Raw genomic sequence first — 1,601 nt, 5'->3', positions numbered from 1 at the left:
GGCCGAGGCTGTGTAAAAACCCAAAATACTTCCATTGATTTAGATTTAAAGCGTGTACACGGGTTTTGGCCTTCAATCAAACGCTTCTGGCTGAGCCAGCAATTCTGTTTTGGTAATTTGTGATTTTTTAGTAACGCCTCGTAGAGGCGTTACTCAGGCCTGTTTATTACAGATTGAGTAAGGCTTTCGCCTTATGTCGCCATCGCCTTCATCAGATTGCTACCGCCCATGATCTTCATGACCCGTTTGAGGTTGTAAGCCAGGATATGCAGACTCATTTCCGTGCTGACGTTCTCTTTGGTTTTGGTGAGGAAGTGTGTAGCCCCCATCCAACTCTTTAAGGTTCCAAAGGTATGCTCAATGGTGCATCTTCGGATCTTCATGGCATCGGGCATGGCCTCTAGGTTGCCCTGCATTTGATCGAGCACGGCTTCATGTTCCCAGCGCTTGACCCTTCTGTTTGTTCCGGTAGTGCACTGGGGCTTTAGGGTGCAGGTTTTACAGTTGGAGCTCCAGTAGGCAATCAGATTCTTGCCATGTTCTACCGTTTTAAAGCGCTCTATTAATGCCTCTCCTGCAGGGCACTCGTATTCATTTTTATCGGGATGGTAGATAAAGTCATTCTTATCAAACAGGCCGTGAGATCTATTGCTAGACGTTTTACATTTAGGCATGATGGGAGTCACACCCAAGTCCATGCAGTCTTTAATCTCTTGCCCGCTGTAGTAACCCTTGTCCGCCACTACCGTCAGCTGCGTTACTTGCAGCGCCTCTTTCGCTTGGTTTGCTATCTTGGCTAGGCTACTGCGATCATGACCGACATTGGTGAGTTCATGGGCAACGATGAGATGGTTCTTCGTGTCCACGGCTGCCTGTACGTTATAGCCCACGATACCGCCACCACGGTGTTGCATCGACCGAGCATCGGGATCACTCATGGAGACCTGTTTATCTGGAGCGGCTTGCACTTTTTCTTCAATAGCTTGTAGCTGCGCCATCTGGGCTTTAAACAACTCGATACGCTCAGCCAACCGAACTTGATGTGGCGTGGACCCTGCAGGTGAACGCAGATCAGCCGCCTCTAAGTCTTTTAAATACTGCGCAATACTAGCTTCAGCTTCTTGGATGCGCCGCTGGATCTTGGCCTGGGTGAAGTTCTGATCGGAGCTGTTCACTGCTTTGAACTTACTGCCATCGACTGCCACCATCGCGTCGGTAAAGAGATTCATCTGGCGGCACAGTTCAATAAACTGGGCGCAGACTTTACGGATGGCTTTGCCGTTCTCTTTACGGAAGTTCGCGATGGTTTTAAAGTCCGGGGCTAAGCGGGTAATGAGCCACATGAGTTCAACATTACGTAGCGCTTCGGTTTCAAGGCGACGAGTCGATTGGATACGGTTAAGGTATCCATAAACATACAACTTCAACAGCACTGCAGGATGATAGGACGGCCTACCAGTATCAGCAGGAGCTACTCCTTCAAAACCTAAGCTGGCTAAATCAAGCTGGTCAACAAAGAGGTCAATGACGCGTACGGGGTTTTCTTCGGTGATGTACTCATCAAGTAACTCTGGTAACAGCGTACTTTGGGTTCGATCTTG

Annotated in this window: 1 protein-coding gene; it reads right to left on the bottom strand. The window is 48.8% G+C overall.

All coding sequences use genetic code 11. The annotated features are described in order from the left end of the window. Positions 1–191 precede the first annotated feature (191 nt). Positions 192–1,601, bottom strand: a 1,410-nt coding sequence (locus tag ICN37_RS08325) for an IS1182 family transposase (RefSeq protein ID WP_216156592.1), incomplete at its 5' end; no start/stop codon positions are given.

The organism is Polynucleobacter sp. P1-05-14, from assembly GCF_018881675.1.
In the GTDB taxonomy this organism is placed as follows: domain Bacteria; phylum Pseudomonadota; class Gammaproteobacteria; order Burkholderiales; family Burkholderiaceae; genus Polynucleobacter.
This window is presented reverse-complemented; position numbering and strand designations above follow the sequence as displayed.